The organism is Embleya sp. L77, from assembly GCF_055557415.1.
In genome coordinates this window covers 5,222,570-5,245,729 of sequence record NZ_CM145709.1, presented here as the reverse complement: position 1 = coordinate 5,245,729, position 23,160 = coordinate 5,222,570, and the positions used below count along the sequence as shown (strand labels likewise).

Annotated in this window: 20 protein-coding genes; 13 read left to right on the top strand and 7 right to left on the bottom strand. The window is 72.3% G+C overall.

Annotation, left to right across the window (positions count from 1 at the left end; genetic code table 11):
• Positions 1-4 precede the first annotated feature (4 nt).
• Positions 5-709 carry a 3-oxoacyl-[acyl-carrier-protein] reductase gene (gene fabG, locus ACZOOI_RS22545; RefSeq protein WP_020556165.1) on the bottom strand — a complete coding sequence of 235 codons (705 nt, stop codon included), beginning with the start codon at positions 707-709 and terminating at the stop codon, positions 5-7.
• A gap of 358 nt (positions 710-1,067) precedes the next feature.
• On the opposite strand from fabG, the gene ACZOOI_RS22540 reads away from it, so the two are divergent.
• The 5 genes from ACZOOI_RS22540 to ACZOOI_RS22520 all read left to right on the top strand — a co-directional run bounded on the left by ACZOOI_RS22540 (position 1,068) and on the right by ACZOOI_RS22520 (position 5,993).
• Positions 1,068-2,591, top strand: a complete 1,524-nt coding sequence (locus tag ACZOOI_RS22540) for a TldD/PmbA family protein (RefSeq protein ID WP_465277510.1) — start codon at positions 1,068-1,070, stop codon at positions 2,589-2,591.
• Positions 2,588-3,997 (top strand): metallopeptidase TldD-related protein, encoded by a 1,410-nt coding sequence (locus tag ACZOOI_RS22535; RefSeq protein WP_465277509.1) that lies wholly within the window; start codon positions 2,588-2,590, stop codon positions 3,995-3,997. Before ACZOOI_RS22540 ends, ACZOOI_RS22535 begins: the two co-directional genes overlap by 4 nt.
• Positions 3,998-4,249: 252 nt before the next feature.
• On the top strand, positions 4,250-4,789 hold the full coding sequence (locus ACZOOI_RS22530; protein ID WP_465277508.1) for an RNA 2'-phosphotransferase: 540 nt from the start codon (positions 4,250-4,252) through the stop codon (positions 4,787-4,789).
• 133 nt (positions 4,790-4,922) lie between these two features.
• Complete coding sequence (locus ACZOOI_RS22525; protein WP_465277507.1) at positions 4,923-5,429, top strand: DUF3099 domain-containing protein; 507 nt, start codon at positions 4,923-4,925, stop codon at positions 5,427-5,429.
• Between the two features lie 297 nt (positions 5,430-5,726).
• Complete coding sequence (locus ACZOOI_RS22520; RefSeq protein WP_465277506.1) at positions 5,727-5,993, top strand: hypothetical protein; 267 nt, start codon at positions 5,727-5,729, stop codon at positions 5,991-5,993.
• A 283-nt stretch (positions 5,994-6,276) separates the two neighbouring features.
• On the opposite strand, the gene moaA is transcribed toward ACZOOI_RS22520, so the two are convergent.
• Positions 6,277-7,284: a GTP 3',8-cyclase MoaA gene (gene moaA / locus ACZOOI_RS22515; protein ID WP_465277505.1), complete on the bottom strand. Its 1,008-nt coding sequence runs from the start codon at positions 7,282-7,284 to the stop codon at positions 6,277-6,279.
• Positions 7,285-7,498: 214 nt separating this feature from the next.
• Between moaA and ACZOOI_RS22510 the strand changes: the two genes are divergently transcribed.
• Positions 7,499-8,452, top strand: a complete 954-nt coding sequence (locus ACZOOI_RS22510) for a D-alanyl-D-alanine carboxypeptidase family protein (RefSeq protein WP_465277504.1) — start codon at positions 7,499-7,501, stop codon at positions 8,450-8,452.
• A 420-nt stretch (positions 8,453-8,872) separates the two neighbouring features.
• On the opposite strand, the gene ACZOOI_RS22505 is transcribed toward ACZOOI_RS22510, so the two are convergent.
• Positions 8,873-10,249: an ABC transporter substrate-binding protein gene (locus tag ACZOOI_RS22505; protein WP_465277503.1), complete on the bottom strand. Its 1,377-nt coding sequence runs from the start codon at positions 10,247-10,249 to the stop codon at positions 8,873-8,875.
• Positions 10,250-10,304: 55 nt separating this feature from the next.
• Entirely contained in the window at positions 10,305-10,937 is a 633-nt protein-coding gene (locus ACZOOI_RS22500) for an MTB12 C-terminal domain-containing protein (protein WP_465277502.1), read from the bottom strand.
• A gap of 284 nt (positions 10,938-11,221) precedes the next feature.
• Here ACZOOI_RS22500 and ACZOOI_RS22495 point away from each other — a divergent pair, with 284 nt between their 5' ends.
• From ACZOOI_RS22495 to ACZOOI_RS22475, 5 genes are all read left to right on the top strand, one after another.
• On the top strand, positions 11,222-11,827 hold the full coding sequence (locus ACZOOI_RS22495) for a hypothetical protein (protein ID WP_465277501.1): 606 nt from the start codon (positions 11,222-11,224) through the stop codon (positions 11,825-11,827).
• A gap of 5 nt (positions 11,828-11,832) precedes the next feature.
• Entirely contained in the window at positions 11,833-13,728 is a 1,896-nt protein-coding gene (locus tag ACZOOI_RS22490; RefSeq protein ID WP_465277500.1) for a branched-chain amino acid ABC transporter permease, read from the top strand.
• 536 nt (positions 13,729-14,264) lie between these two features.
• The gene (locus ACZOOI_RS22485) at positions 14,265-15,056 is read left to right on the top strand and encodes an ABC transporter ATP-binding protein (RefSeq protein ID WP_465277499.1); all 792 of its coding nucleotides are present in this window, start codon (positions 14,265-14,267) and stop codon (positions 15,054-15,056) included.
• Positions 15,056-15,736 (top strand): ABC transporter ATP-binding protein, encoded by a 681-nt coding sequence (locus tag ACZOOI_RS22480; protein WP_465277498.1) that lies wholly within the window; start codon positions 15,056-15,058, stop codon positions 15,734-15,736. The genes ACZOOI_RS22485 and ACZOOI_RS22480 overlap by 1 nt, the downstream gene beginning before the upstream one ends.
• A 258-nt stretch (positions 15,737-15,994) precedes the next feature.
• On the top strand, positions 15,995-16,534 hold the full coding sequence (locus tag ACZOOI_RS22475; RefSeq protein WP_465277497.1) for an O-methyltransferase: 540 nt from the start codon (positions 15,995-15,997) through the stop codon (positions 16,532-16,534).
• 482 nt (positions 16,535-17,016) lie between these two features.
• Here the strand turns inward: ACZOOI_RS22475 and ACZOOI_RS22470 are convergent, their stop codons facing one another.
• The 3 genes from ACZOOI_RS22470 to ACZOOI_RS22460 all read right to left on the bottom strand — a co-directional run bounded on the left by ACZOOI_RS22470 (position 17,017) and on the right by ACZOOI_RS22460 (position 20,745).
• Positions 17,017-18,102 carry an amidohydrolase family protein gene (locus ACZOOI_RS22470; RefSeq protein ID WP_465277496.1) on the bottom strand — a complete coding sequence of 362 codons (1,086 nt, stop codon included), beginning with the start codon at positions 18,100-18,102 and terminating at the stop codon, positions 17,017-17,019.
• A gap of 628 nt (positions 18,103-18,730) precedes the next feature.
• Positions 18,731-19,360 (bottom strand): response regulator, encoded by a 630-nt coding sequence (locus ACZOOI_RS22465; RefSeq protein WP_391582490.1) that lies wholly within the window; start codon positions 19,358-19,360, stop codon positions 18,731-18,733.
• Entirely contained in the window at positions 19,357-20,745 is a 1,389-nt protein-coding gene (locus ACZOOI_RS22460; protein WP_465277495.1) for a sensor histidine kinase, read from the bottom strand. Before ACZOOI_RS22460 ends, ACZOOI_RS22465 begins: the two co-directional genes overlap by 4 nt.
• Before the next feature lie 194 nt (positions 20,746-20,939).
• Between ACZOOI_RS22460 and ACZOOI_RS22455 the strand changes: the two genes are divergently transcribed.
• Both ACZOOI_RS22455 and ACZOOI_RS22450 read left to right on the top strand, forming a co-directional pair.
• The gene (locus tag ACZOOI_RS22455) at positions 20,940-22,016 is read left to right on the top strand and encodes an ABC transporter permease (protein ID WP_465277494.1); all 1,077 of its coding nucleotides are present in this window, start codon (positions 20,940-20,942) and stop codon (positions 22,014-22,016) included.
• A 215-nt stretch (positions 22,017-22,231) separates the two neighbouring features.
• On the top strand, positions 22,232-22,927 hold the full coding sequence (locus tag ACZOOI_RS22450; protein WP_465277493.1) for an ABC transporter ATP-binding protein: 696 nt from the start codon (positions 22,232-22,234) through the stop codon (positions 22,925-22,927).
• The last annotated feature ends 233 nt before the right edge of the window (positions 22,928-23,160 follow it).

Genomic DNA, 23,160 nt, shown 5'->3' with positions numbered 1-23,160 from the left:
GAGTTCAGTGCCCCATTCCAAGTCCGCCGTCCACAGGGATGACGGCTCCGGTGATGTACGACGCGGCGTCCGAGGTGAGGAACTTGACCACGCCGGCGACCTCGTCCACGTCGGCGTAGCGCGCGAGCGGGATCTCCTTGAGGATCTGCGCCTTGCGCTCCTCGCCGAGCACCTCGGTCATCGCGGTGTCGACGAAGCCCGGCGCCACCACGTTCGTGGTGATGTTGCGCGATCCCAGTTCCCGCGCGATCGAGCGGGCGAAGCCGACCAGGCCGGCCTTGGAGGCCGCGTAGTTGGCCTGCCCCGCCGAACCGAGCAGCCCCACCACCGACGAGATCAGCACGATGCGACCCTTGCGGGCCCGCAACATGCCCTTGCTCGCCCGCTTGACCACCCGGAACGTGCCGGTGAGGTTGGTGTCGACGACGCTGGTGAAGTCCTCTTCGCTCATCCGCAGCAGCAGCGTGTCGCGGGTGATGCCGGCGTTGGCGATCAGCACCTCGACCGGGCCGTGGGCGGCCTCGATCTCCTTGAACGCCTGCTCGACCTGCTCGCCGTCGGTGATGTCGCAGCGCACACCGAGCAGGCCCTCCGGGGGCTCGCCGGAGCGATACGTGATCGCGACCTTGTCGCCGTCGGCGGCGAAGGCCCGGGCGATGGCCAGGCCGATGCCCCGGTTTCCTCCCGTGACCAGTACGGACCGGCTCAACGGATCACTCCTCTGTCGTCTGTCGTCCTCGAACGTCCTCGGCCGCGTCGGCGCGCGGGCCGTCGGCTTACGTCACGATGACGCTATCGGGCTACCCCGGGGTAAGGGGAATCCGGTCCGGGACAGCGTCGGCCGATCGATCGTTGTGGGAACCCGACAAGAGCGCACGGTAACCGGAACGACCGGTTCCACCGACCGAATCCGGCCGGCCTGTGCCCGGCAGGTTTCGTTCCGCTTGTCGGGGCGCAAGACCCGTCCGAGCGCAGGACCGGCCGACCGGGCCGGCCGGAATGTCGGCGACATCGTGTCTGGTTGACTGAACGATGCGAGCCGACAGGCCGAACGTATGGAGGAATGGGTGCCCAACGAGATCGATCCGACGTTCCTCGCCTATCCCCTTCGGGAGCTGGCCGCCGCGGCCCTGTCCCGAGCCGGGGAACTGGGCGCCGAACACGCGGACTTCCGCTTCGAGCGGGTGCGAGACGCGTCCTTCCGGTTGCGCGACGGGCGGACCGACTCGTCCGTGGACACCACCGACGTGGGCTTCGCGGTCCGCGTCGTGCACGACGGGGCGTGGGGCTTCGCGGCGGGCGTCGACCTGACCCCGGAGGCCGCGGCCCACGTCGCGGAGCAGGCCGTGGCGGTCGCCCGGGTGTCCCGCTCGGTGAGCGAGGCGGCCGGCGCGGGCGAGACGGTGGCGCTGGCGGAGGAGCCGGTGCACGCCGACGAGACGTGGATCTCGGCGTACAAGGTCAACCCGTTCGACGTACCCGAGGCCGAGCGGATAGCCCTGTTCGCCCGCTGGAGTCGGGAACTGCTCGCCGCCGACGGCGTGGACCACGTGGACGCCTCCTGCATGGTGGTTCAGGAGAACAAGTTCTACGCCGACTCGGCCGGCACCTCGACCACGCAGCAGCGGGTCCGGATCCACCCCCAGCTGACCGTGATCGCGGTGGACCGCGAATCCGGCGCGTACGAGACGATGCGCACCATCGCGCCGCCGGTCGGCCGCGGCTGGGAGTACGTCAAGGGCGAGGGCTGGGACTGGGACGAGGAGCTGGCGTCGTTGCCGGAACTGCTCGCCGAGCGGGTCAAGGCGCCCAGTGTCGAGGCGGGCGAGTACGACCTGGTGATCGACCCGAGCAACCTGTGGCTGACCATCCACGAGTCGATCGGGCACGCCACCGAGCTGGACCGGGCGCTGGGCTACGAGGCCGCCTACGCGGGCACCTCGTTCGCCACCTTCGACAAGCTGAACAAGCTGCGGTACGGCTCGCCGGTCATGCACGTCACCGGCGACCGCACGGTGCGGCACGGTCTGGCCACCATCGGCTTCGACGACGAGGGCGTCGCGACGCAGAGCTGGGACCTGGTCACCGACGGCATCCTGACCGGTTACCAGCTGGACCGGCGGATGGCGCTGATGCAGGGCCTGGGCCGGTCCAACGGGTGCGCCTACGCGGACTCCCCCGGCCACGTGCCGGTACAGCGGATGGCCAACGTCTCGCTGCAGCCGGGCCATGACGACCTGTCCACCGCCGAGCTGATCGGCCGGGTGCACCGGGGTCTGTACATCGTCGGCGACAAGTCGTGGTCGATCGACATGCAGCGGTACAACTTCCAGTTCACCGGCCAGCGCGCGTATCTGATCGAGGACGGCCGGATCGTCGGCCAGGTCAAGGACTTCGCCTACCAGGCGACCACGACCGACTTCTGGGGCTCGATGGAGGCCGTCGGCGGCCCGGGCACCTACGTCCTCGGCGGTGCCTTCAACTGCGGCAAGGCGCAGCCCGGGCAGGTCGCCGCGGTCAGCCACGGCTGCCCGTCGGCACTGTTCCGCGGTGTGAAGGTCCTCAACACGGTTCAGGAGGCGGGTCGATGAGCAGCGGGCAGACCGTGGTGACGCGGCCGAACGAGACCGTCGAGCGCGCGCTGGCGCTGTCCGAGGCGGACGGCTGCGTGGTGATCGCCGAGGAGACCTCGGCGGCCAACCTGCGCTGGGCGGGCAATGCGCTGACCACCAACGGCGAGACCCGCGGCCGGCGGGTGACCGTGGTGGCCACCGTCGCGGGCACCCAGGGCACCGCGTCCGGGATCGTCTCGCGCAGCGGCGTGACGGTGGATCGGCTGGAGGGCCTGGTCCGGGCCGCGGAGGCGGCGGCGCGGGACGCCGGCCCGGCCGAGGACGCGCGTCCGCTGCTCGCCGCCGGCGGCGGCCCCGACGGCGGCTTCACCGAGGCACCGGCGCAGACCTCGATCGGCGTGTTCGCGGACTTCGCGCCCGAGTTGGGCGCCGCGTTCGGGCGGGCCCGGGAGAGCGACCGGCTGCTGTACGGGTTCGCGTCGCATCAGCTGACCTCGACCTATGTGGGCACCTCGGCCGGGCTGCGGCTGCGGCACGACCAGCCCACCGGGCACGTGGAGTTGAACGCGAAGTCGGGCGACCTGACCCGTTCGGCGTGGTCCGGCATGCCCACCCGCGACTTCCGTGACGTGGACCTGGCCGCGATCGACACGGACCTGGCGCAGCGGTTGTCCTGGGCAAAACGCACGATCGACCTGCCGGCGGGCCGCTACGAGACACTGCTGCCGCCCACGGCGGTCGCGGACCTGATGGTCTACATGTACTGGCAGGGCAGCGCCCGGGACGCGCACGAGGGCCGCACGGTCTTCAGCAGGCCCGGTGGCGGCACCCGGATCGGCGACCGGCTCAGCGAACTGCCGCTGACGCTGTACAGCGACCCGGGCTACCCGGGGTTGGAGAGCGCGCCGTTCACCATCGCGCACGCCTCCGGGGACGCGTCCTCGGTGTTCGACAACGGACTCGCGCTGACCCGGACGAACTGGGTCACCGACGGCGTGCTCACGTCGCTGCTGACCAACCGGCACACCGCCGAGCTGACCGGGCTGCCGGTCGCGCCGGAGATCGACAACCTGATCCTGGACGGGCCGGCCGACGGCCCGAGCCTGGCGGACATGGTCGCCTCGACCGAGCGCGGGCTGCTGCTGACCTGCCTGTGGTACATCCGCGAGGTGGATCCGCAGACGCTGCTGCTGACCGGGCTCACCCGGGACGGGGTGTACCTGGTCGAGGGCGGCGAGGTGGTCGGCGCGGTGAACAACTACCGCTTCAACGAGTCGCCGGTGGACGTGCTCGGGCGTGCGGTCGAGGTGGGGCGTACCGAGCGGACGTATCCGCGGGAGTGGGGCGACTGGTTCACCCGTGCGGCGATGCCGCCTTTGCGGGTCCGCGATTTCAACATGTCCTCGCCGAGTCAGGCGCAATAGCCTGCGATCGGCCTGCGGCCGGCTCGGCGGCTTGGGCAGGACGGCCTGCGACCGGTTGTCCTCAAACGCCGGACGGGCTGGAATTCGGCTCGGTCCGCGGAAGCAGCGGCGGTCCGCGGGACGCCGGGTGGGTTCCGGCTTGGTTTTTGGTTGCGGTGTGCCGGGTGGGGTTGGTCGAGTCCGCCCGGCATGCCGTCGCAGCGGAAAATCGCTGTCCCTGTGCGGGGCTGCGTGCTTTCGTTGGGGTTCATCATGAACATCGTCAAGATTTCGAAGTATCTGTCCCGACACCTGCGGCATCAGCCGGAGCGGCTCGGGATCACGCTGGACGAGGCCGGCTGGGTCGACGTGGACGTGCTGCTCGCGGCGTGCAATGCCCGCGGGATGGCGCTGACCCGGGCACAGTTGGCACAGGTCGTCGAGGAGAACGACAAGCGACGGTTCGCCTTCTCCGCGGACGGCACCCGGATCCGGGCCAGTCAGGGGCACACCGTCGCGGTGGACCTGGGTCTGGTCGAGACCGTGCCGCCCGCCGTGCTCTACCACGGCACCAACCCCGAGAGCGTGCCCGCGATCCTGGTCGAGGGCCTGCGGCCGATGGCCCGGCACGACGTACATCTGTCCGCCGACACCGAGACGGCGCGCCGGGTGGGTGCGCGGCGCGGCCGACCGGTGCTGTTCGTGGTGCGGGCCGAGCGCATGGTCGCGGCCGGCCATGTGTTCCGCCGCTCGGACAACGGCGTGTGGCTGGTCCCGGCGGTGCCGCCGGAGTTTCTGGAGCGGCTCGACTGACCCGTTCCACCGTCCGCCATGCGGGTCAGTTTGCGGCAAAGGTCCTGCCCCCGGTCTCCGTGCGGCCCACCTGCGGGCGTACCGTGAAGAGCCGGGACGAGTGTGTGGGCACATGGTCGGAGACGGTGGAGTCGTGAAGAACGCCAAGGGCTCGGTGTACCAGATCAGTGGTGCACGCAAGGGGCTGACCGAGGACGTGGCCGGGCGCCAGCGCCGCTACGTCATCTCGATGTCCATTCGTACCGTGTGCTTCATCGCGGCGGTGTTCACCCCGTCGCCGTGGCGGTGGATATTGGTCGCGGGCGCGCTCTTCCTGCCCTACATCGCGGTGGTGCTGGCCAACGCCGGTCGCGAGCCCACATCGAACGCGCCGGTGCAGGCCCAATTCGTGCCGCCGCTGCCGCCCAAGGCGCTGGAGCCGCCGCCCGGAGCGGTGCTCACCAGCGCCGAACGGGAGACCGTGCACACCCATTCCGAAGACTCCTGGACGATGCCCGTCGGCTCGCCCTCGACCGCCGGCCCGGAGTCCACCGACCGTTCCTCGCACACGAATTCGGATACGCACGGTAACCCCGGGGGTGCCGACCGAGGCCGCGTGGGCGACCCGGCGGGTGCCCCTTCGCAGTCAGCAAAAAATTAGCGGGAAGCGCTACGCGGGTTGGTGCTTCAACCGCATGCAGGACGTGCCATACTTCGAAACGTGCTCCGTATCCCCCGTCGGAGCGACCGACGCGATGCCGGGCGGCTCCCCCCGTGGCTGCCCGGCATCGCCCGTGTCCGGGTCGTTTGACTGTCAGGCAAGTCGACGCGTACACGGTTACCGCACCAGCCTGTTGCTTACTGAGCGCAGCGCTCCGGTTGGTGCCTGACGCAGGGTCAGCTGCCCGTTCGACGCACCGCATCCGGGCGGCCGACCCCGTCTGCGACACTGGTCGACATGTTCCCCACCCCCAGCGACCCCGGCCGTGCGATCTGTTCGGCGAAGGGTTGTCGCGCCGACGCCGTGTGGGTCCTGGCGTGGAACAACCCCAAGCTGCACACCCCGGAGCGGCGCAAGACATGGCTCGCCTGCGACGAGCACCGTGAGCATCTGTCCCAGTTCCTGGCGATCCGCGGATTCCTCAAGGACACCGTGGCGTTCGCCGAATGGCACGACCCCCAGCCCCCGGCCGGATCGGCCGATTCGGCCGGCGACGGCTCCTGAGCGACCCGCGCCGGTCGCCGGGCCGAGCGATCCGAGCGATCCACGGTGATCGCCGGACTGCCGGGTCCAACTCCCTTGCCGACTCGGCGGGTTGATCGGGTTCGGCAGGCGCGACCCGGTGCCGGCACGCGCGGACCTCTGGAGCGGATCGAGTCGACCGCGCCCCGGTGGGGATGCCCGGAGGATCCCGCACATCGGCGCGTGACAGCCCGAAGAGCGCGTCCGGCACGTGATGTTCGCGATCCCGCGGCGCGGGCGCGCAGACCGGCGTCAGGCCGCCTGCTCAGCCGCCGATGGCCGACATCGGCCGGTCCGGCTGGAGGAACTGCGGGTCGTCGATGCCCGCACCGGCCTTCTTCGTCCACATCGCGACCCGCCAGCGGTCGGCGATCTCCTCGTCGTCCGCGCCGCCGCGCAGCGCGGCCCGCAGGTCGGACTCCTCGCGGGCGAAGAGGCAGTTGCGGATCTGCCCGTCGGCGGTCAGCCGGGTCCGGTCGCACGCCCCGCAGAACGGGCGGGTCACCGACCCGATCACGCCCACCGTGCCCGGACCGCCGTCCACGAGCCAGCGCTCGGCCGGGTTGCTGCCCCGCGCGTCCTCCGGGTCGAGCCGGAACGCGCCACGCAGCGCGGCCAGGATCTCGCCGGCGGTGATCATCTCGGTGCGCTTCCACCCGTGCTGCGCATCCAGCGGCATCTGCTCGATGAAACGCAGCTCGTAGCCGCGTTCGAGACACCATGCGAGCAGCGCCGGGGCCTCGTCGTCGTTGACCCCGCGCATCAGCACGGTGTTGACCTTGACCGGCCCCAGGCCCGCGTCCACGGCCGCGGCGAGCCCGGCGAGCACGTCCGCGTGTCGGTCCCGGCGGGTCATCGCCTTGAACCGCACCGGGTCGAGGGTGTCCAGCGAGACGTTGACCCGGTCCAGGCCGACGTCGCGAAGTGTCCCCGCCAGCCGGGCCAGACCGATCCCGTTGGTGGTGACGGAGAGCGTGGGCCGCGGCTCCAGGGCCGCGGCGGCCCGGATGATCTCCACCAGTTCGCGGCGCAGCAGCGGCTCGCCCCCGGTGAATCGCACCTCGCGCACACCCAGCAGGGTCACCGCGATCCGGACCAGGCGGGAGATCTCCTCGCCGGTCAGCAGCTCGGGCTTGGCCAGCCAGTCCAGCCCCTCTTCCGGCATGCAGTAGGTGCACCGCAGGTTGCAGCGGTCGGTCAGGGACACCCGCAGGTCGGTCGCCACCCGGCCGAAACCGTCGACGAGTCCTCCGGTGCGGTGGTTCGTGTTCACCTTCGACCCCCTTCTCCTGGTTTCGGCACACCTTCAGCGTTCCGGCAAGTTTCCCAGGTTACGCGGGTTGCTCCGGTCGGCAGGTCCACCAGGTTACGAACGGGGCGCCCGATCGGTTGCAGTGGCGTATCCCACACAGGCATCGACAACCGTGAGTCGAATACCGGACGTGATCCACGAGAGGATCCAGGCTCACTACGAGGAGGCTTCACCGGTGAGACACGCAGCGGGCAGCGGTCCACAGCCCGACGAAGGGGGCACACCCGACGGAGCGCACTTCCTGGACACCTCGTGGCAACAGCACAGCATGGGCCCGACCGGCCCACCGGGCGCATCCGGCGCATCGGGCACACCGGGCGCTCCCGGCGCGTTCGACGTGCCGACCACGCCGGTCCCGGCCGACTGGTACCAGCGCGAGCAGCCGGCCGCCGCTCCCGCACCGACCCCGGCCGGGCCGGCGCGGCCCACCCGCGACGACGACCCGGAGCCGCCGCGGCGCAGCCGACGCGGATTGGTCGTGTGGGGTCTCGCGGGCGCCCTGGTGCTCGGCGGGGCCGGCGTCGGGGCGGTGCTGTTCCTCGGAGGTGGTGACGACAAGAAGGATCGGGCGAACTCGGTGGGCGCTTCGTTGCCCCCCGCCCAGACGGCCGTGGCGCCCACCGGCTCGGCCCCCACGACCGCCCCCACCACGCAGCCGCCGTCGTCGACCCGGCCGCCGTCGTCGTCGAGCAAGCCGCCGAGCTCGTCCGCGACCGCGAAGCCGCCGGCCAACGACGTGGACGCGCCCAAGGACCCCAAGGCGCTCAAGCCGGCCGCCTACGCCGCATGGAAGAAGATCGACGCCGCGATGGCCGCGGAGGGCATCACCCTCAACCTGAACTCCGGCAAACGCGGCTGGGCCCACCAGCAGAGGCTGCTCGACGAGAAGATCGCCGCGGTCGGCTCGCGCGAGGAGGCGCTGCGCTGGGTGCTGCCGCCGGATAAGTCGATGCACGTCCAGGGCGTCGCGGTGGACATCTACCCGGCCAACGCCCAGGCCTGGCTCCAGGCCAAGGGCAGCAAGTACGGCTGGTGCCGGATGTACGACAACGAGGAATGGCACTTCGAGTACAACGCCTCCTACACCTCCGGCTGCCCCAAACGCCTCCCCAGCGCCACGGACGGCTGACCGGGCCGTGTCCGGCGGATCCCGGTGGATCGGGTCGCGGGCGCGGTGTCGGGCGGCGCGGCCCCGCCGGGATCCGCCGGGCACGTGCGCGGGGCCATGGGAGTGACCCCGCGACACTCGGCCCCGGTCCGATCGTTGTACGCCGTGTCCGCCGACGAGTCTCGGTGGGCGCGGCGTCGGGGCGTGGGATCTCGGGGCCGTCGTAGCGGAGAGGCTCTCCCGTGCGAGGTTCGGCCCTGATCGCCCCCAGCCCCGATCCCCATCACCGCCGTCCGTTCGGCATGGTGCGGCTGCCCTATCCGGTGGCCGAGGCGGCACGGCCCGCCCCCGTCGCCCTCCCGCCCGCACGACGACCGCTCCCGGCCCGGCCGCAGCCCTGGTACCGGGCGGACTGGCGCTGAAGCGCTCCCGAGCGGCCGGTCAGGGCTTGTACGGCAGCGAGGGAACGTCGTAGCAGTTCGTGGTCATGTCCGGTACCTGGCCGACCCAGCCGCCCGGCGCGGCGTCCTGCCAGCGGGCCACGTCGAAGCAGGTGCGGGTGGGCGCGGCGACCTTGTCGACCGGTTCGGCCTTGAAGTCGACCGGGATCAGCAGTCCGTGCGCGTCGTAGCCCTCGGGGCGGTTGACGAAGCCTTCGACGCACGCCCGGGTGACGTTCGCGCCGCACGAGGCGATCGCGTCGGTGAGCCACATCGCCGAGGCCCAGCCCTCCAGTTCCCACTGGGAGAGCTTGTCCTCGCGGTCGGGGTGGTACTTCTTCATCGCGGCCCGGAACTCGGCCACCGCGGGGTGCGCGGTGTCCGTGTAGCTGCGGCTGTTGCCCGTCGCGTAGATGCTGTTGCGGCACGTCGGGGACGCCTTGAAGTCCTCGCCGACGCGCGCGTTCCAGTTCTGCACGTTGGTCACCTTCGCGGTCACCCGCAGACCGGCGCCGTCCATCGCCTTGCACAGTTCGACGTTGCCGCGGGTGTCCACCGCGTCGAAGACGATGTCGACGCCCTTGCTGCGCATGTCCACCACCGCGGCGGCGAAGTTCGGCAGTGCGAAGTCGACCTGCTTGTCGAGCACGGTGTAGCCCTCGGCACGCAGGCCGTCGGCGACGGTCTGCGCGTAGCGCGCGGAGTCGGCCTGGTTGTACGACACCACGGCGGCGGTGCGCGCGCCGAGCTTGTCCTTGAAGTAGCGGTAGACCTCGGTGCTCGCGTACAGGTCGCCGTTCCAGCCGACCCTGCCCTCGCGCGGGGCCCGCGATCCGTAGATCGAGTACAGGTGCGGGTAGGTCTCGTACGCGGTCCCGATCGGTTGACCGCCGACGTCCGGAACGCCCTTGCCGCTGACGTATCCGGCGGCGTTGTAGCTGTAGATGCTGTTGCCCGCGAAGGCGAACACCTTGTCGTCCTCGACGAGTTTGCGGGCGCAGCGCTGGTTCGCCACGCCGTATCCGGTGTCGTCGCACGCGGACACCTCGATCCTGCGTCCGTTCACCCCGCCGCGGTCGTTGAGCGCCTTGAACCAGGCCTGGGCGCCGTACATCGGCCCGGAGAAGGTCTCGTTGCCCAGGATGCCCTGCACGGTGTCGATCATCCCGACGGTGATCCGGGTGGGGGTCACGCCCACGTCGGACGCGGTGTTGGCGTTCGGCGCGGACGCGCCGGTGCCCACCGGGGCCGGCTCGCGGTCGTGGAAGTCGCGTTCGGGCAGCCGCGAGCCGCACGCGGTCAGTACGCACAGCAGCAGGGCCGCGAACAGGGCCACCGAGGCGCACGGCATGCCCCGTCGGTGGAAACGACGATGCATGCGTGCTCCTCGGTGGCCCGGGGGTGGCGAATGTCCGCCCGTTCGGGGTCTGCGGTCAGGCCTTGGGGCAACCCTCGACCACGGTGCCCGGCTTGAGCGCGGAGACCAGCGTGCAGACGGTGCTCAGGCTGACCTTCCAGGTGCCGTCCTGCTTGACGGCCTGACCGGTCTGGCCGGGCAGCGCCGGGGTGCCGGCGAGCAGGATGTCGAACGACACGGCCGCCTTCTCACCGCTGATCTTGACCGCGGTGGTCTTGGACGTGACCTGCTTGGCCAGCGGGTCGTTCGCGAGCGTCTCGACGAGCGTGCCCACCTGCGCCGAGTTCTCCAGGACCGCCTTGCGGTCGGCGAGCGGCGTGGCGTTGTCGAACAGCTTGTCCCAGTTGTCGGCGACCTTCTTCTCCTCGCCGGTCAGCGTGGTGCCGCCGGCCGGCGGAGCGCTGGATGCGCCACCGGGTGCGGCCGGCGTGCTCGCGGTGGTCGCGGGCGTCGTCGCCGCGGGGGCGACCGGCGCGGACGCCGACGGCGTCGACTTGGCCTTGTCGTCCTTCTTGTCGTCGTCGTCGCTGCACCCGGACATCACCAGCACCGCCGCCACCGGCAGGGCCAGCCATGCCCGACGCGCCCCCTTGCGACGACCGACGCCGGTGCCCGTTGTCGCCCGCTCGTTGATCATGTCCACGCTCACGTGCATTCACCACCCGTTCCGCCGGTCGCCCGGCGTCGTGTTGCTGTTGATGTAGCCAGGTAGTACCTGGGTTACCGGCAAGTCATGTTGCCACGTGCGACTCGGTATCCAATCGTGTTCCGGCCCGTATGACCAGATCCCGGCGAACTACGCTGAGGCACGGATACGCGATCGGGCGGACTCGACGGGTGGACCCTATGGCAGGTTCGACGGACTCGGCAGGTTCCACGGGAAAGGCGAACTCCCTTATCGAACGACAGCGTACGACCGACGCGGCAGCGACCATGGAGGGTTTGCGGCGGTTGTTGCGCACGCACGGCGGCTGGCTGGTCGGGCTGTGCGGCGCGCTGCTGTGCGCGCTGGGCTGGTATGGCGTGTCGGGTGAACGGTACGAGGCACGCCAGTTGCCCTATCTGGCCTCGGCGACCATTCCGGGTGCGGCCCTGATCGTCGCGGGCGCGGTGCTCGCGGTGGGCACCCGGCGCGGTGCGGCGGGCGAGTCGGGCGCGGTGGACGCGGAACTGCGGTCGATGGTGGGCCGGCTGTACGAACTGCTGGTCGAGCCGGTGCCCGCCGACTCGGCGCAGGAGCCGCCCACCGCGGCGGCGTGGGTCACGGTGCCGGGCGGCGCGCGGTACCACCGGCCCGAGTGCTCGCTGGTCCGGGGCAAGAACGGGGTGTCCGCCGTGGACGAGACGACGGCGCGGAACAAGGACCTGCGGCCGTGCCGGCTGTGCGACCCCGGGACCGGTTCGGCGCAGACCGGGTCGGGGGTCGCCGGGTCGCAGTCGGGGTCCGGCGCGGCCGACGGGTCGGCGGAGCGGCGCGATCCCGGGGACACCGGCGCGAGCGGCCCCGACGGGCCGATCGCGCCCGCGACCGGCGGCTGAGCGTCGTGCTCACTCTGGAACTGGCCCTGGCCGGACTGGGCGTGGGCGCGATCGCGGCGCTCTCGGCGGTCGGGATGATCACCTCCTACCGGGCGACCGGCGTGTTCAACCTGTCCTTCGGCGCGCTCGCGATGATCGTCGCCTACCTGGTCTGGCAACAGGTCCGGGTGTGGGGCTGGCCGCTGTGGGCGGCCGTGCTGCTCGACGTGGGCGTGGTGGCGCCGGCGCTCGGACTGGTCCTGGAGCGCTTCGTCTTTCGCGGGCTGCACCGCGAGGGGGCGGGCCCGGCCCGGATGCTGGTCGCCTCGCTGGGCGTGTTCGTACTCCTGGTCGGCGTCGCGACGCTGACCTGGGGCACCCAGGCCCGCCTGGACCCGCCGTCGATCGTGCCGACCGGGTCGGTCGCGCTGCCCGGCGACACGTCCGTGCCCACCGGCACGCTCGTCGAACTGGGCGTGGTGATCGCGGTCGCCGCGCTCGTGGCCGGCGGGACCCGGTACACCCGCTTCGGCGTGCGGCTGCGCGCGGTGGTGGACCGGCGCGCACTGGCCGAGCTGGCGGGTGTGCCGGCCGACCGGGTGGCCGCGGCGGGCTGGGCCTTCGGGTCGATGCTGGCGGGGTTGACCGGGGTGCTGCTGGCACCGCACCTACGGCTGGACCCGTACGGACTGACCCTGCTCGTGCTGGAGACGATCGGCGTCGCGGTGGTGGCCCGGTTGGCCAGTCTGCCGGTGGCGATCCTGGCGGCGCTGGCGATCGGGGTGGGGCAGAGCGAGCTGTCCCGGCTGGAACTCGACTCGTGGGGGCTGGTCCAGGCGCTCCAGGCGAACCTGTTCGTGGTGGTGATGCTGGTCGCGCTGCTGGTGCTGCCGCGGATGATCGAGGTCGGGGGCCCGGACGCCACCCGGGCGGCAACCCGGATAGGGACGGGACACGGGGAGAGTGCGCCGGCGGGCTGGTGGGTGCCGTTCGTCGCGGTCGCCGCGGCGCCGCTGGCCCTGAGCGCGGAGCACCTGCGGATCGCCCAGCAGGTGCCGGCGCTGGCGATCGTGTTCGTGTCGCTGGTGATGCTCACCGGGTACGCGGGCCAGATCTCGCTCGGCCAGGCCGGCTTCGCGGGTCTGGGCGCGCTGCTCGCCGGGCAGCTGATGGGCCGGCATGTCCCGGGCCTGGTCGCGCTGTTCCTGGCCGCGCTGCTGGTGGTGCCGGTCGGCCTGTTGACCGGGTGGCCGGCGATTCGGCGACGCGGGTTGACACTGGCGCTGACCACGTTCGCGGTGGCCGCGGTGGTCAGCCGGTTCGTCTTCGCCCAGCCGCGCTTCAGCACCGACGCGGTGCTCGATCACCCATCGCCCTTCGAGGGCGAACGTGCCTTCTACGCACTGGAGTTGGTCTGCCTGGGACTGGTCCTGCTGGTGATCCGCCGGCTGCACGTGAGCCGACTCGGCCGAATGCTGGTCGCGGTCCGCGACCACGAGCGCGGCGCGGCGGCGGCCGGTGTGGACGTCTCCTCCGCCAAGGTCTTCGTCTTCGCGGTCGGCGCCGGCGTGGCCGGCCTGGGCGGCGCGCTGCTCGGGATGGGCGGCCGGGCCTTCGACGCGGCGGCCTTCGACCCGGTCCTGGGCCTGGTCTGGTTCGCGGCGGTGGTCGTCTTCGGCGTGGACAGCGCGGCAGGCGCGGTACTGGCCGCCGGCCTGGTGGTGGCCTTGGACGCGGCCACCACGGCCGGCATGTCCACCATCGTGATCGGCGCCCTGGCCGTACTCCTGTCCCGGATGCCGGGCGGTGTCCCGGCCACGGTCCTGCGCCTGGCCGCGGGCCACCCGCCCGCGCCGACAGAGCCGATCCCGGTCCGCCTCACCCCACTCGGCCGAACCCTGCGCGCCCGGGTGCGCCCGTGAACGGGAACACGGAACCGACGCGCCCGGAGCCGGACGGCGGTGGGTCGGCGGGGGCGAACGGGGCCTCGGGGCCGGGGCGTTCGGACTCGGACGGCGGTGGATCGGCGGGGGCGAACGGGGCCGTGAACGCGGCCTCGGGAGCGACGCGGTCGGAGGCCGACGACGGTGGGTCGGCCAGGGCGAACGAGACCGTGAACGCACCCTCGGAATCGACGCGTTCGGAGCCTGACGACGACGGGCCGACGGAGGCGAACGGGCCCGCGAACGCGCCCTCGGGAGCGACACGGTCGGAGGCCGACGACGGTGGGTCGGCCAGGGCGAACGAGACCGTGAACGCACCCTCGGAATCGACGCGTTCGGAGCCTGACGACGACGGGCCGACGGAGGCGAACGGGCCCGCGAACGCGCCCTCGGGAGCGACACGGTCGGAGCCCCACGGCGGTGGGCCGACCAGGGCGAACGAGAGCGCGAACGCGCCCTCGGGAGCGACACGGTCGGAGCCCCACGGCGGTGGGCCGACCAGGGCGAACGAGACCGTGAACGCACCCTCGGAATCGACGCGTTCCGACCCCCACGACGACGGGTCGGCGGGTGGGCTGCGGGCCGAGGGCATCGTGCGGCGGTTCGGCGGGTTGCGGGCCGTGGACGGGGTGGATCTGGTCGTGCCGGCAGGCGCGGTGACGGCGGTGATCGGGCCGAACGGGGCGGGCAAGAGCACCCTGTTCGACTGCCTCGCGGGTGGTCGGGTCGATGCCGGTCGGGTGTACCTGGACGGCCGGGACGTCACCCGGCTGCCGGCGCATCGGCGCGCCCGGCTCGGGTTGGCCCGTACGTTCCAGGTGGTGTCGGTGTTCCCCAGTCTGTCGGTGGTGGACAACCTGCGGGTGGCGGCGGAGAACCGGAACGGGTCCTCGGCCGCGGCCCGACTGCTGGGCCTGCCCGACCGGGCCCGGGGGCGGACCCGAGTCGCGGTCGAGGCGGCGCTGCGCCGCCTCGCGCTGACCGAGCACGCGCGCACCCCGGCGAGCGAACTCCCGGTCGGGATACTGCGCATGGTCGAACTGGCCCGCGCGCTCGCGTCGTCCCCGTCGGTGCTGCTCCTGGACGAGCCGGCCAGTGGCTTGGACGACGCACAGACCGACCGGCTGCGGCACGAACTGCGCGCGCTGGCCGCCGACGGCCTGGCCATCCTGCTGGTCGAACACGACATGGACCTGGTCTTCGGCGTCGCCGACACCGTGCACGTGATGGCCGCGGGCCGGATCGTGGCGGCCGGCACGCCGGACGAGATCCGCGCCGACGAGCGCGCGCGGGAGGTGTACCTCTGATGCCGATCGCCCTGTCCGTAACCGGACTTCGGGTTCGCTACGGTCCGATCGAGGCGCTGCACGGCGTCGACCTGGAATTCCCGGCGGGTGCGGTGACGGCCCTGGTCGGCCGCAACGGCTCGGGCCGCAGCACGCTGCTGAACACCCTGGCCGGGCTGGTCCGTCCGAGCGCCGGCCGGGTGCTCTGGAACGGGGCGGACATCACCGGGTGGCCCGCCGACCGGCGGGCCCGCGCGGGGCTGACCCTGATCCCCGAACGCGGCGGCGTGTTCGCCGGCCTGACCGTGGCCGACAACCTGAAACTGTTCGCCGACGGCGGCGACATCGGGCCCGCGCTGACCGCGTTCCCGATCCTGGCCGACCGACTGACCCAAAAGGCCGGCACCCTCTCCGGCGGCGAACAGCAGATGCTCGCGGTCGGCCGCGCCCTGCTCACCCCCGCCAAGCTCCTCCTCCTGGACGAACTCAGCCAGGGCCTGGCCCCGCGCGTCGCCGCCCGGCTCTACGAGGTCGTCACCACCCTGGCGAACACCGACCGCACGGTGATCCTGGTCGAACAACACACCGGCGAGGCCCTGGACCGCGCCGAAGTCGTCTACGCCCTCAGCCGAGGCACCATCACCTTCCGCGGCGACCCGACCGAATACCGCAACCGCCCGAACACCTCGCACCGCACCTAACCCTCGCCCGGCCGCAGCTCATGGCACCCGTGCGCGGGACGCGGCGCGCGTACGCCGCCCGTTGCGCACCGCGTACTCGTACTCCACCATCCGGCCCGCGCCTCCTCACCAATCGGAACCCGGCGCTGCGATCGGAAAGATTCCCCGGGGCCGGCCGGGCGGAACTCCATCCGGACGCCACTGCCGGCGGATAGCGTCGGCGGTGTTCACGGCGAAGGGGGACTCGTGACCACGACGGATCGTACGGTTCCGCCCCGCGTGGCAGCGGCGGAACGGGTCGCCGCCGAGGCGGGCTTCAAGCAGAGTTGCGTCCCGGAAGTGGGCAGGCTGCTCGGCCTGGCCGCCGCCACGAAGCCGCACGGGGTCATCGCGGAGAGCGGCACCGGCTCGGGCGTGGGCACGGCCTGGCTGCACAGCGGCCTCGGCGCCGATGCCCGCCTGGTGACGGTGGAGCGTGACGAGGAACTGGCCCGTCGAGCGGCCGGTGTCTTCGCGGACGACGACCGTGTCGCCGTTCTGACCGGGGACTGGCGGCTGCTGGAGCAACACGCCCCCTTCGACGTCTTCTTCTGCGACGGTGGCGGCAAGCGTGACGACCCCGAGAGAGTCGTCGAACTGCTTGCTCCCGGTGGCCTTCTCATCCTGGACGACTTCACCCCCTCGCCCCATTGGCCACCTCGTTTCGCCGGCGAAGTGGACGAACTGCGCCTGTTCTACCTCACCCATCCAGCCCTGAACGCCACCGAAGTACTCACAACCCCGTTCGTCTCAACGGTCGTTGCGGCCCGCCGCCCCTAACCGGCAAGGCCACAGGGATCCTCGACCACGCCCCGAGAGCCGGCCTACCACCCCAACGCACACCCTCGTGATCACCACGAACGCGTCGGGCACCCCCGGAAAGCCGCCCTCCCCACAGCTCCCCGCATCGCGAGCCTTCACAAAGCACGACCCACCCGGCCGCAACTGCTCCACCCATGCGCACGAGAGGCCCACTGAACGCGCAGGTGGCGATCAGTCGTCCGCTGCGTACCAGGCGTCGGCAGCGCTGAACTCCCGCCACCCGTCCGGCTCCTGACGGTAGTAGCGAGGGGCGAATACGTGCCAGCGGCACGCTCGTCACGGTGGCTCACAGGCACAGCAACCAGCCCGCGTCCGCGCCCTTCTCGGCCATCGCGGCCCGCCGGGCCCGAGTCTCGCCGATATCAGCTCGCACGCCCGCGCTGCTCGCCCTCGACAGCCGGCCCGCCGGTGGTCGTCGACCCGACTCGAAGGCCGACGGCTCAGCGTGGCATCACCTTCCCGCGCAGCACCACCGCGCGGGGGTCGGCCAGGACGGCGACGTCCGTGCGGGGGTCGGCCGCGTAGACGACCACGTCGGCGGAGGCGCCCTCGGCGATCGCGTCGCGGCCGAGCCAGGTGCGGGCGGACCAGCACGCGGCGGAAAGCGCGTCGGTCGCGGGGATGCCGGCTGCGACCAGTTCGGCCACCTCGTCGGCGACCAGGCCGTGCGGCAGCGAGCCGCCCGCGTCGGTGCCGACGAAGATCGGGATGCCGGCGTCGTGTGCCGCCCGGACCGTGGCATAGCGGTTCGCGTGCAGCGCGCGCATGTGCGCGGCGTAGGTCGGGAACTTGCCGGCCGCGCGGTCGGCGATGCCGGGGAAGGTGGCGATGTTGACCAGTGTCGGCACGATCGCCACGCCACGCTCGGCGAACAGCGGGATCAGGTCCTCGGTCAGACCCGTGGCGTGCTCGATGCAATCGATGCCCGCCTCGACCAAATCCGGGAGCGAGTTCTCGGCGAAGCAGTGTGCGGTGACCCGGGCGCCCTCGGCGTGCGCCGCGGCGATCGCCTCCTTGAGCGCGTCCAGTGGCCACAGCGGGGACAGGTCGCCGGTGTCCCGGTCGATCCAGTCGCCGACCAGCTTGACCCAGCCGTCGCCGCGGCGAGCCTCCTGGATCACGAACGCGGTCAGGTCGCCGGGCTCGATCTCGTGCGCGTAATTGCGGATGTAGCGCTTGGGCCGGGCCAGATGGCGCCCCGCGCGGATGAGCCGAGGCAGGTCCTCCCGGCCGTCGATCCACCGCGTGTCGGCGGCCGAGCCGGCGTCCCGCAACAGCAGCGCGCCGGCGTCCCGGTCGGTCTGCGCCTGGCGTTCGGAGGTGGCAGCGTCGACGGCCCCGTGCTCGTCGATCCCCACATGGCAGTGCGCGTCGACCAGGCCGGGCAGTACCCAGCCCTCCAGCGTCGCGTCGACGGCGAGCGACGCCGGCCGATCGAAGGTGATCCGGCCGCCGACGATCCACATCTCGTCACGAACTTCGTCCGGGCCGACCAGAACGCGACCCTTAACGTGCAACACGGTCATGCCGAGACCCTACGGGCAGCCCCACGGATCGACCCACCCACCAACCGTAAACACGCATCCCACCCGACGTACGTACGAAGAACCGGCCGCGTAGCGGACGAGCAACACCGCTGCGGAGCACCGGCCCAACCCGACCGCGAAGCGGACGCGCAACCCACCGCACCAAGACCAACAACCCGACCCGGGCACCCCCACGCAAGCAGAAACACCTCCGCCGCAACAACACACCGCCACGGACTCGGCCCGCTCAAGCCAAGCAGAACCGGCCGCGTAGCGGACGAGCAACACGGATGCGGAGCACCGGCCAACCCCGACCGCGAAGCGGACGCGCAACCCACCGCACCAAGACCAACGACCCGACCCGGCACCCCCCGCGCAAGCAGAAACACCTCCGCCGCAGCAACACACCGCCACGGACTCGGCCCGCTCAAGCCAAGCAGAACCGGCCGCGTAGCGGACGAGCAACACGGATGCGGAGCACCGGACCAACCCCGACCGCGAAGCGGACGCGCAACCCACCGCACCAAGACCAACGACCCGACCCGGCCACCCCCGCGCCGCGCCGCGCCGCCCCACCCCACCCCGGCCCGCCCCACCCCACCCCGGCCCACCCCGCCCCGCCCCGAGTTCACCGCCGGCCCAGGACTCCGCGCTGCACCGCCGCAGCCACCGCTGCCGTGCGCGAGTCGACGCCGAGCTTGGCGTAGATGTGCACCAGGTGGGACTTGACGGTGGCCTGGCTCAGGAACAACGCCTTGCTGATCGCCAGGTTGGACAGCCCGTCCGCGACCAGCGCCAGCACCTCGGTCTCGCGGGTGGTCAGCGTCGGGAGCGGATCGCGCAGCCGGCTCAGCAGGCGACCGGCGATCCGCGGCGCGAGCGCCGATTCGCCGGCCGCTGCGGTACGTACCGCAGCAGCCAGTTCCTCGGGCGGGGCGTCCTTGAGCAGGTAGCCCAGCGCCCCCGACTCGACCGCCGCCAGGATGTCCGCATCGGTGTCGTACGTGGTCAGCACCAGGACGTGCGGCGCGTCCGGCAGGGCCGTGATCGCCGCCGTGGCCGCGTTCCCGTGCATCCCGCCCGGACGGAACCGCAGGTCCATCAGCACCACGTCGGGCGCCAGCGATCGGGCCAACTCGATCGCCCGCTCGGCCGTGTCCGCCTCCCCCACCACCGCGAAGTCCGGCTCCGCCGCCAACACCGCCCGCAGCCCCGCCCGCACGATCGGATGGTCGTCGGCCAGCAACAGCCGAATCACCGCGCCGACCCACCCTGCACCGGAAGCGACACCGCCCCTGACGCCGACGCCGACGCCGGCCCTGACTCCGCTCCTGCCCCCGACTCCGCCCCCACCCCCGGCACCGGCACCGCCCCCACCCCCGGCACCGGAAACGTAACCGCGATCGCCGCCCCCTGCGCCGGCCCCGACTCCACCGTCAGCACCCCGCCCAACTCCGCCGCCCGAGTCCACATCGCAGCCAGCCCGAACCCGGTACCGGCCGACCCGCCCCCACCATCCTGCCCGGCTCGCCCGACTCGCCCTGATCGCCCGACTCGCCCCACCCGCCCCACTCGCCCGGCCGGATCGAAGCCCCGCCCGTCGTCCACCACGTCCAGCGTCACCGAGGCATCCATGTGGCTCAGCGTCACCTCGGCCCGGGACGCCCCCGCATGCCGCACGGTGTTGCCCAGCGCCGATTGGGCGATCCGCAGCAGCGCCACCTCGACGGCCGTCGGCAGTCCCACCGCATCGCCCGTGCTGTGGAAACGCACGTCCAACTCCGCCTCGGCCGCGGTCCGCGCACACAACCGCTCCAGCGCCGCCGGCAGCGAGGACCCGTCCAACTCCGGCGGAGCCAGCGCCCGGACGAACCGGCGCGCCTCGGCCAGGTTGTCGGTCGCAGTGATCCGGGCGAGCCGTACGTGCCGGTCCGCGGCGAGCGGATCGGCCGGCAGCGCCCGCTCCGCCGCGCGCAGCAACAGCTGGATGCTGCTGAAGCCCTGTGCGAGCGTGTCGTGGATCTCCCGGGCCAACCGCTCACGCTCCGCAAGCACCCCGGCATGCCGCTCGGCCGCGGCCAGCGAGGCGCGCGCCGCGACCACGTCCTCCACCAGCCGGCGGCGCTCCTCGCTCTCCCGGTGCAACGCCTGGTAGCCCAGTACGGTCGCCATCGCCACCGCCGCGCCCAGCCCCGGACCGAGCACCATGCCCACCGCCAACCCGCCGCGATGCACCGCGTAGCCCACGATCGCGAGCACCGTCAGCCCGGCCACCGCCGGCACCGCGAGCCGCACCGGCAGCAGGTGCGGGACCAGGAAGAACAGCGGGAACGCGAACCAGATCCCCTCCGCCGTCAGCGCATAGAAGCCGCCCCAGGCCAGCGTCAGGCACCCCAGCCAGACCATCGAGGCGCGCCGCGAAGGCCCCACCGACGGCAGCAGGTTGCCGGCCGCGTACACCCCCGCCGTGGCCACCGCGCCGAGCACGATCAGCGCGGTCCGGCCGCCGGACGCGTCCGCGCCGGATGCCTCCGTGCCGATCAGTGCGCGCAGTGCCGCGACGACGAGGAGCAGCAGCACGAGCCCATGCATACAGGCGCGGAGCGCGCGGGGGACCGGGGTCGGCGTGATGGTGGGGTACATATCGGGTCAAGGGTAAGCGGGGCGGGTGTAGCCGGCATCGATCGAAAGGTTGATCCGGGGGCGGACAGCTCGATCGATGACGCTGCGGTTGTCGAGGACGAGAGTTTGGTTGTCCCCAACCGCCGGACGGGCTGGAAGCTCCGTTCCCGGACCTTCCGTACGCAGATCTTCCGTCGAGGAGGCCCCGACCCACCGTGTTCGTCGCGCTGCGAGACCTCATGTTCGCCCGAGGGCGGTTCGCCCTGATGATCGTCACCGTGGTGTTGATCACCGCCCTCGTCGGCCTGGTGTCCGGACTGACCGTCGGGCTCGGGCGGGCCAATACAGCGGCCGTCGACGCGCTGCCCGCCGATCGGCTCGCGTTCGCCGCGCCCGCGTCCGGGCAGGGCGTCTCGTTCGCGGACTCGGCCGTGGACGAGAGCCAGTGGCGGCGCTGGGCCAAGCAGCCGGGAGTGCGCTCGGCGGCGCCGCTGGGCATCGCGATGACCCGGCTCGGCGTCGGCGAGCGGACCACTGCCGCCGCCGCGTTCGGCGTCGAGCCCGCCGGGCCGCTCGCGCCGCGGGCACTGGCACCGGGCACCGTCGTACTGTCCCGACCGCTGGCCGAGGATCTGCATGTCGGGGTCGGCGCCCGGCTGAGCGTCGGCGCCGACACGTCTTTGACCGTGGCGGCCGTGGTGTCCGGGTCCTCGTACAGCCACGCGCCGGTCGCCTGGACCACCCTGGCCGACTGGCAGCCACTGCGCCCGGGACCGCAGCGCGGTGGGCCGCACGCGACGGTGATCGCGCTCGACCTGGCCGACGCGCACACCGCGGCGGCCGACCGCGCGATCGGCACCCGCACCACCTCGATCGGCGACGCCCGGCGCGCGATCGGGTCGTTCACCGCCGAGAACGGGTCGCTGCAACTGATGCGCGGTTTTCTGTTCGCGATCTCGGCGCTCGTGGTCGGCGCGTTCTTCACGGTGTGGACCATCCAACGGGCCGGCGACGTCGCGGTACTCAAGGCGCTCGGCGCGCCCACCGGCTATCTGCTCCGGGACGCACTCGGCCAGGCGTTCGTGGTGCTGCTGGTGGGAACCGCCCTGGGCACCGGGGCGGCCGCGCTGTTCGGCGCCGTCGCGCCGGCGGGCGTGCCGTTCGTGGTGGACACGTCGACCACGCTGCTCCCGGCGGCCGTACTGATCGTGCTCGGCATGGTCGGTGCCGCGCTCGCCATCCGTCGGGTGACCGCCGTCGATCCGCACACCGCGCTGAGCGGCACCCGATGAGCCGTACGACCCGGTCCGGAGCCGGGCGGCCAACCACGCGCCACAGCGCCGCGTACTGCGGCCCGCGCCGCGCCACACCGCCGAGCCGGAGCCGCCGGCTCAGCCGCCCGCCGCACGGCACCCCATCCGTCTCCATAACCGTGTCCACGGCCGTCTCCAAAACCGTGTCCACAGCCGTATCCCCAACCGGCACCGGCGAACCCGAGAGGCACCCGATGCGCCCGTCCCCCGGTCTGGAACTCGCCGACGTCACCCTCACCCATCCCGACGGCGACTCCCGGGTGACCGCCCTGGATCGGGTCTCGCTGTTCGTGCCGCCCGGCACGCTGACCGCCGTGGTCGGGCCGTCCGGGTCCGGCAAGTCCAGTCTGCTGGCCGTCGCCGCGACGCTGACCCGGCCGGACTGCGGCAGGGTGGCGATCGCCGGTCGGGACATCGCGGCGCTGTCCGCCGCCGAGCGCGCCCGGTTGCGCCGGACCACGATCGGGATCGTGTTCCAACAGCCGAAGCTGCTCGCGTCGTTGACCTGCGTCGAGCAGCTCCAGGTGATGGCGCACCTGGCCGGACGCAGCCCCCGCCGAGCCCGCGGCCGGGCGCTGGACCTGCTCGACCGGGTCGGCCTCGCGGCGCACGCCGAGCACCGCCCACAGCGGCTCTCCGGCGGCCAGCGGCAACGCGTGAACATCGCCCGGGCCCTGATGAACGAGCCGAGCGTGCTCCTGGTCGACGAGCCCACCAGCGCCCTCGACCACGAACGCGGCGCCGCGATCGTGGCGTTGCTCGCCGAGCTGACCCGGGCCGACGGCACGGCCACCGTCCTGGTCACCCACGATCACAGCCATCTCCCGCACGCGGACCGGACGTTGGAGCTGATCGACGGTCGCCTGGGCACACTCGCCGCGAACCGCTGAGGCCGAGAGCGGCTGAGGCCGCGTACCGCCGAAGTCGCGCGCTACTGAGGCCGAGAGCTACTGGGGCCGCGTACCGCCAAGGCTGCGCGCCACCAAGACCGCGCGCCACTGAGGCGGCGAACCACTGAGCCCGCGAGCCACTCAGGCCGCACCCGAAGACGACCGCCGCACCGCCCTCGCCACGACCCCACCGACGCCGTGACCGAAACCGTCTACGCCCCGTGGCCCACGCC

Bases quoted from the DNA above. Each gene is read 5' to 3' on its own strand.
- ACZOOI_RS22535 (WP_465277509.1), top strand. From the start codon at position 2,588: ATGAGCAGCGGGCAGACCGTGGTGACGCGGCCGAACGAGACCGTCGAG.
- ACZOOI_RS22470 (WP_465277496.1), bottom strand. From the start codon at position 18,102: ATGACCGTGTTGCACGTTAAGGGTCGCGTTCTGGTCGGCCCGGACGAA.
- ACZOOI_RS22480 (WP_465277498.1), top strand. From the start codon at position 15,056: ATGCCGATCGCCCTGTCCGTAACCGGACTTCGGGTTCGCTACGGTCCG.
- ACZOOI_RS22495 (WP_465277501.1), top strand. From the start codon at position 11,222: ATGGAGGGTTTGCGGCGGTTGTTGCGCACGCACGGCGGCTGGCTGGTC.
- ACZOOI_RS22505 (WP_465277503.1), bottom strand. From the start codon at position 10,249: ATGCATCGTCGTTTCCACCGACGGGGCATGCCGTGCGCCTCGGTGGCC.
- ACZOOI_RS22530 (WP_465277508.1), top strand. From the start codon at position 4,250: ATGAACATCGTCAAGATTTCGAAGTATCTGTCCCGACACCTGCGGCAT.
- ACZOOI_RS22450 (WP_465277493.1), top strand. From the start codon at position 22,232: ATGCGCCCGTCCCCCGGTCTGGAACTCGCCGACGTCACCCTCACCCAT.
- ACZOOI_RS22460 (WP_465277495.1), bottom strand. From the start codon at position 20,745: ATGTACCCCACCATCACGCCGACCCCGGTCCCCCGCGCGCTCCGCGCC.
- ACZOOI_RS22520 (WP_465277506.1), top strand. From the start codon at position 5,727: ATGTTCCCCACCCCCAGCGACCCCGGCCGTGCGATCTGTTCGGCGAAG.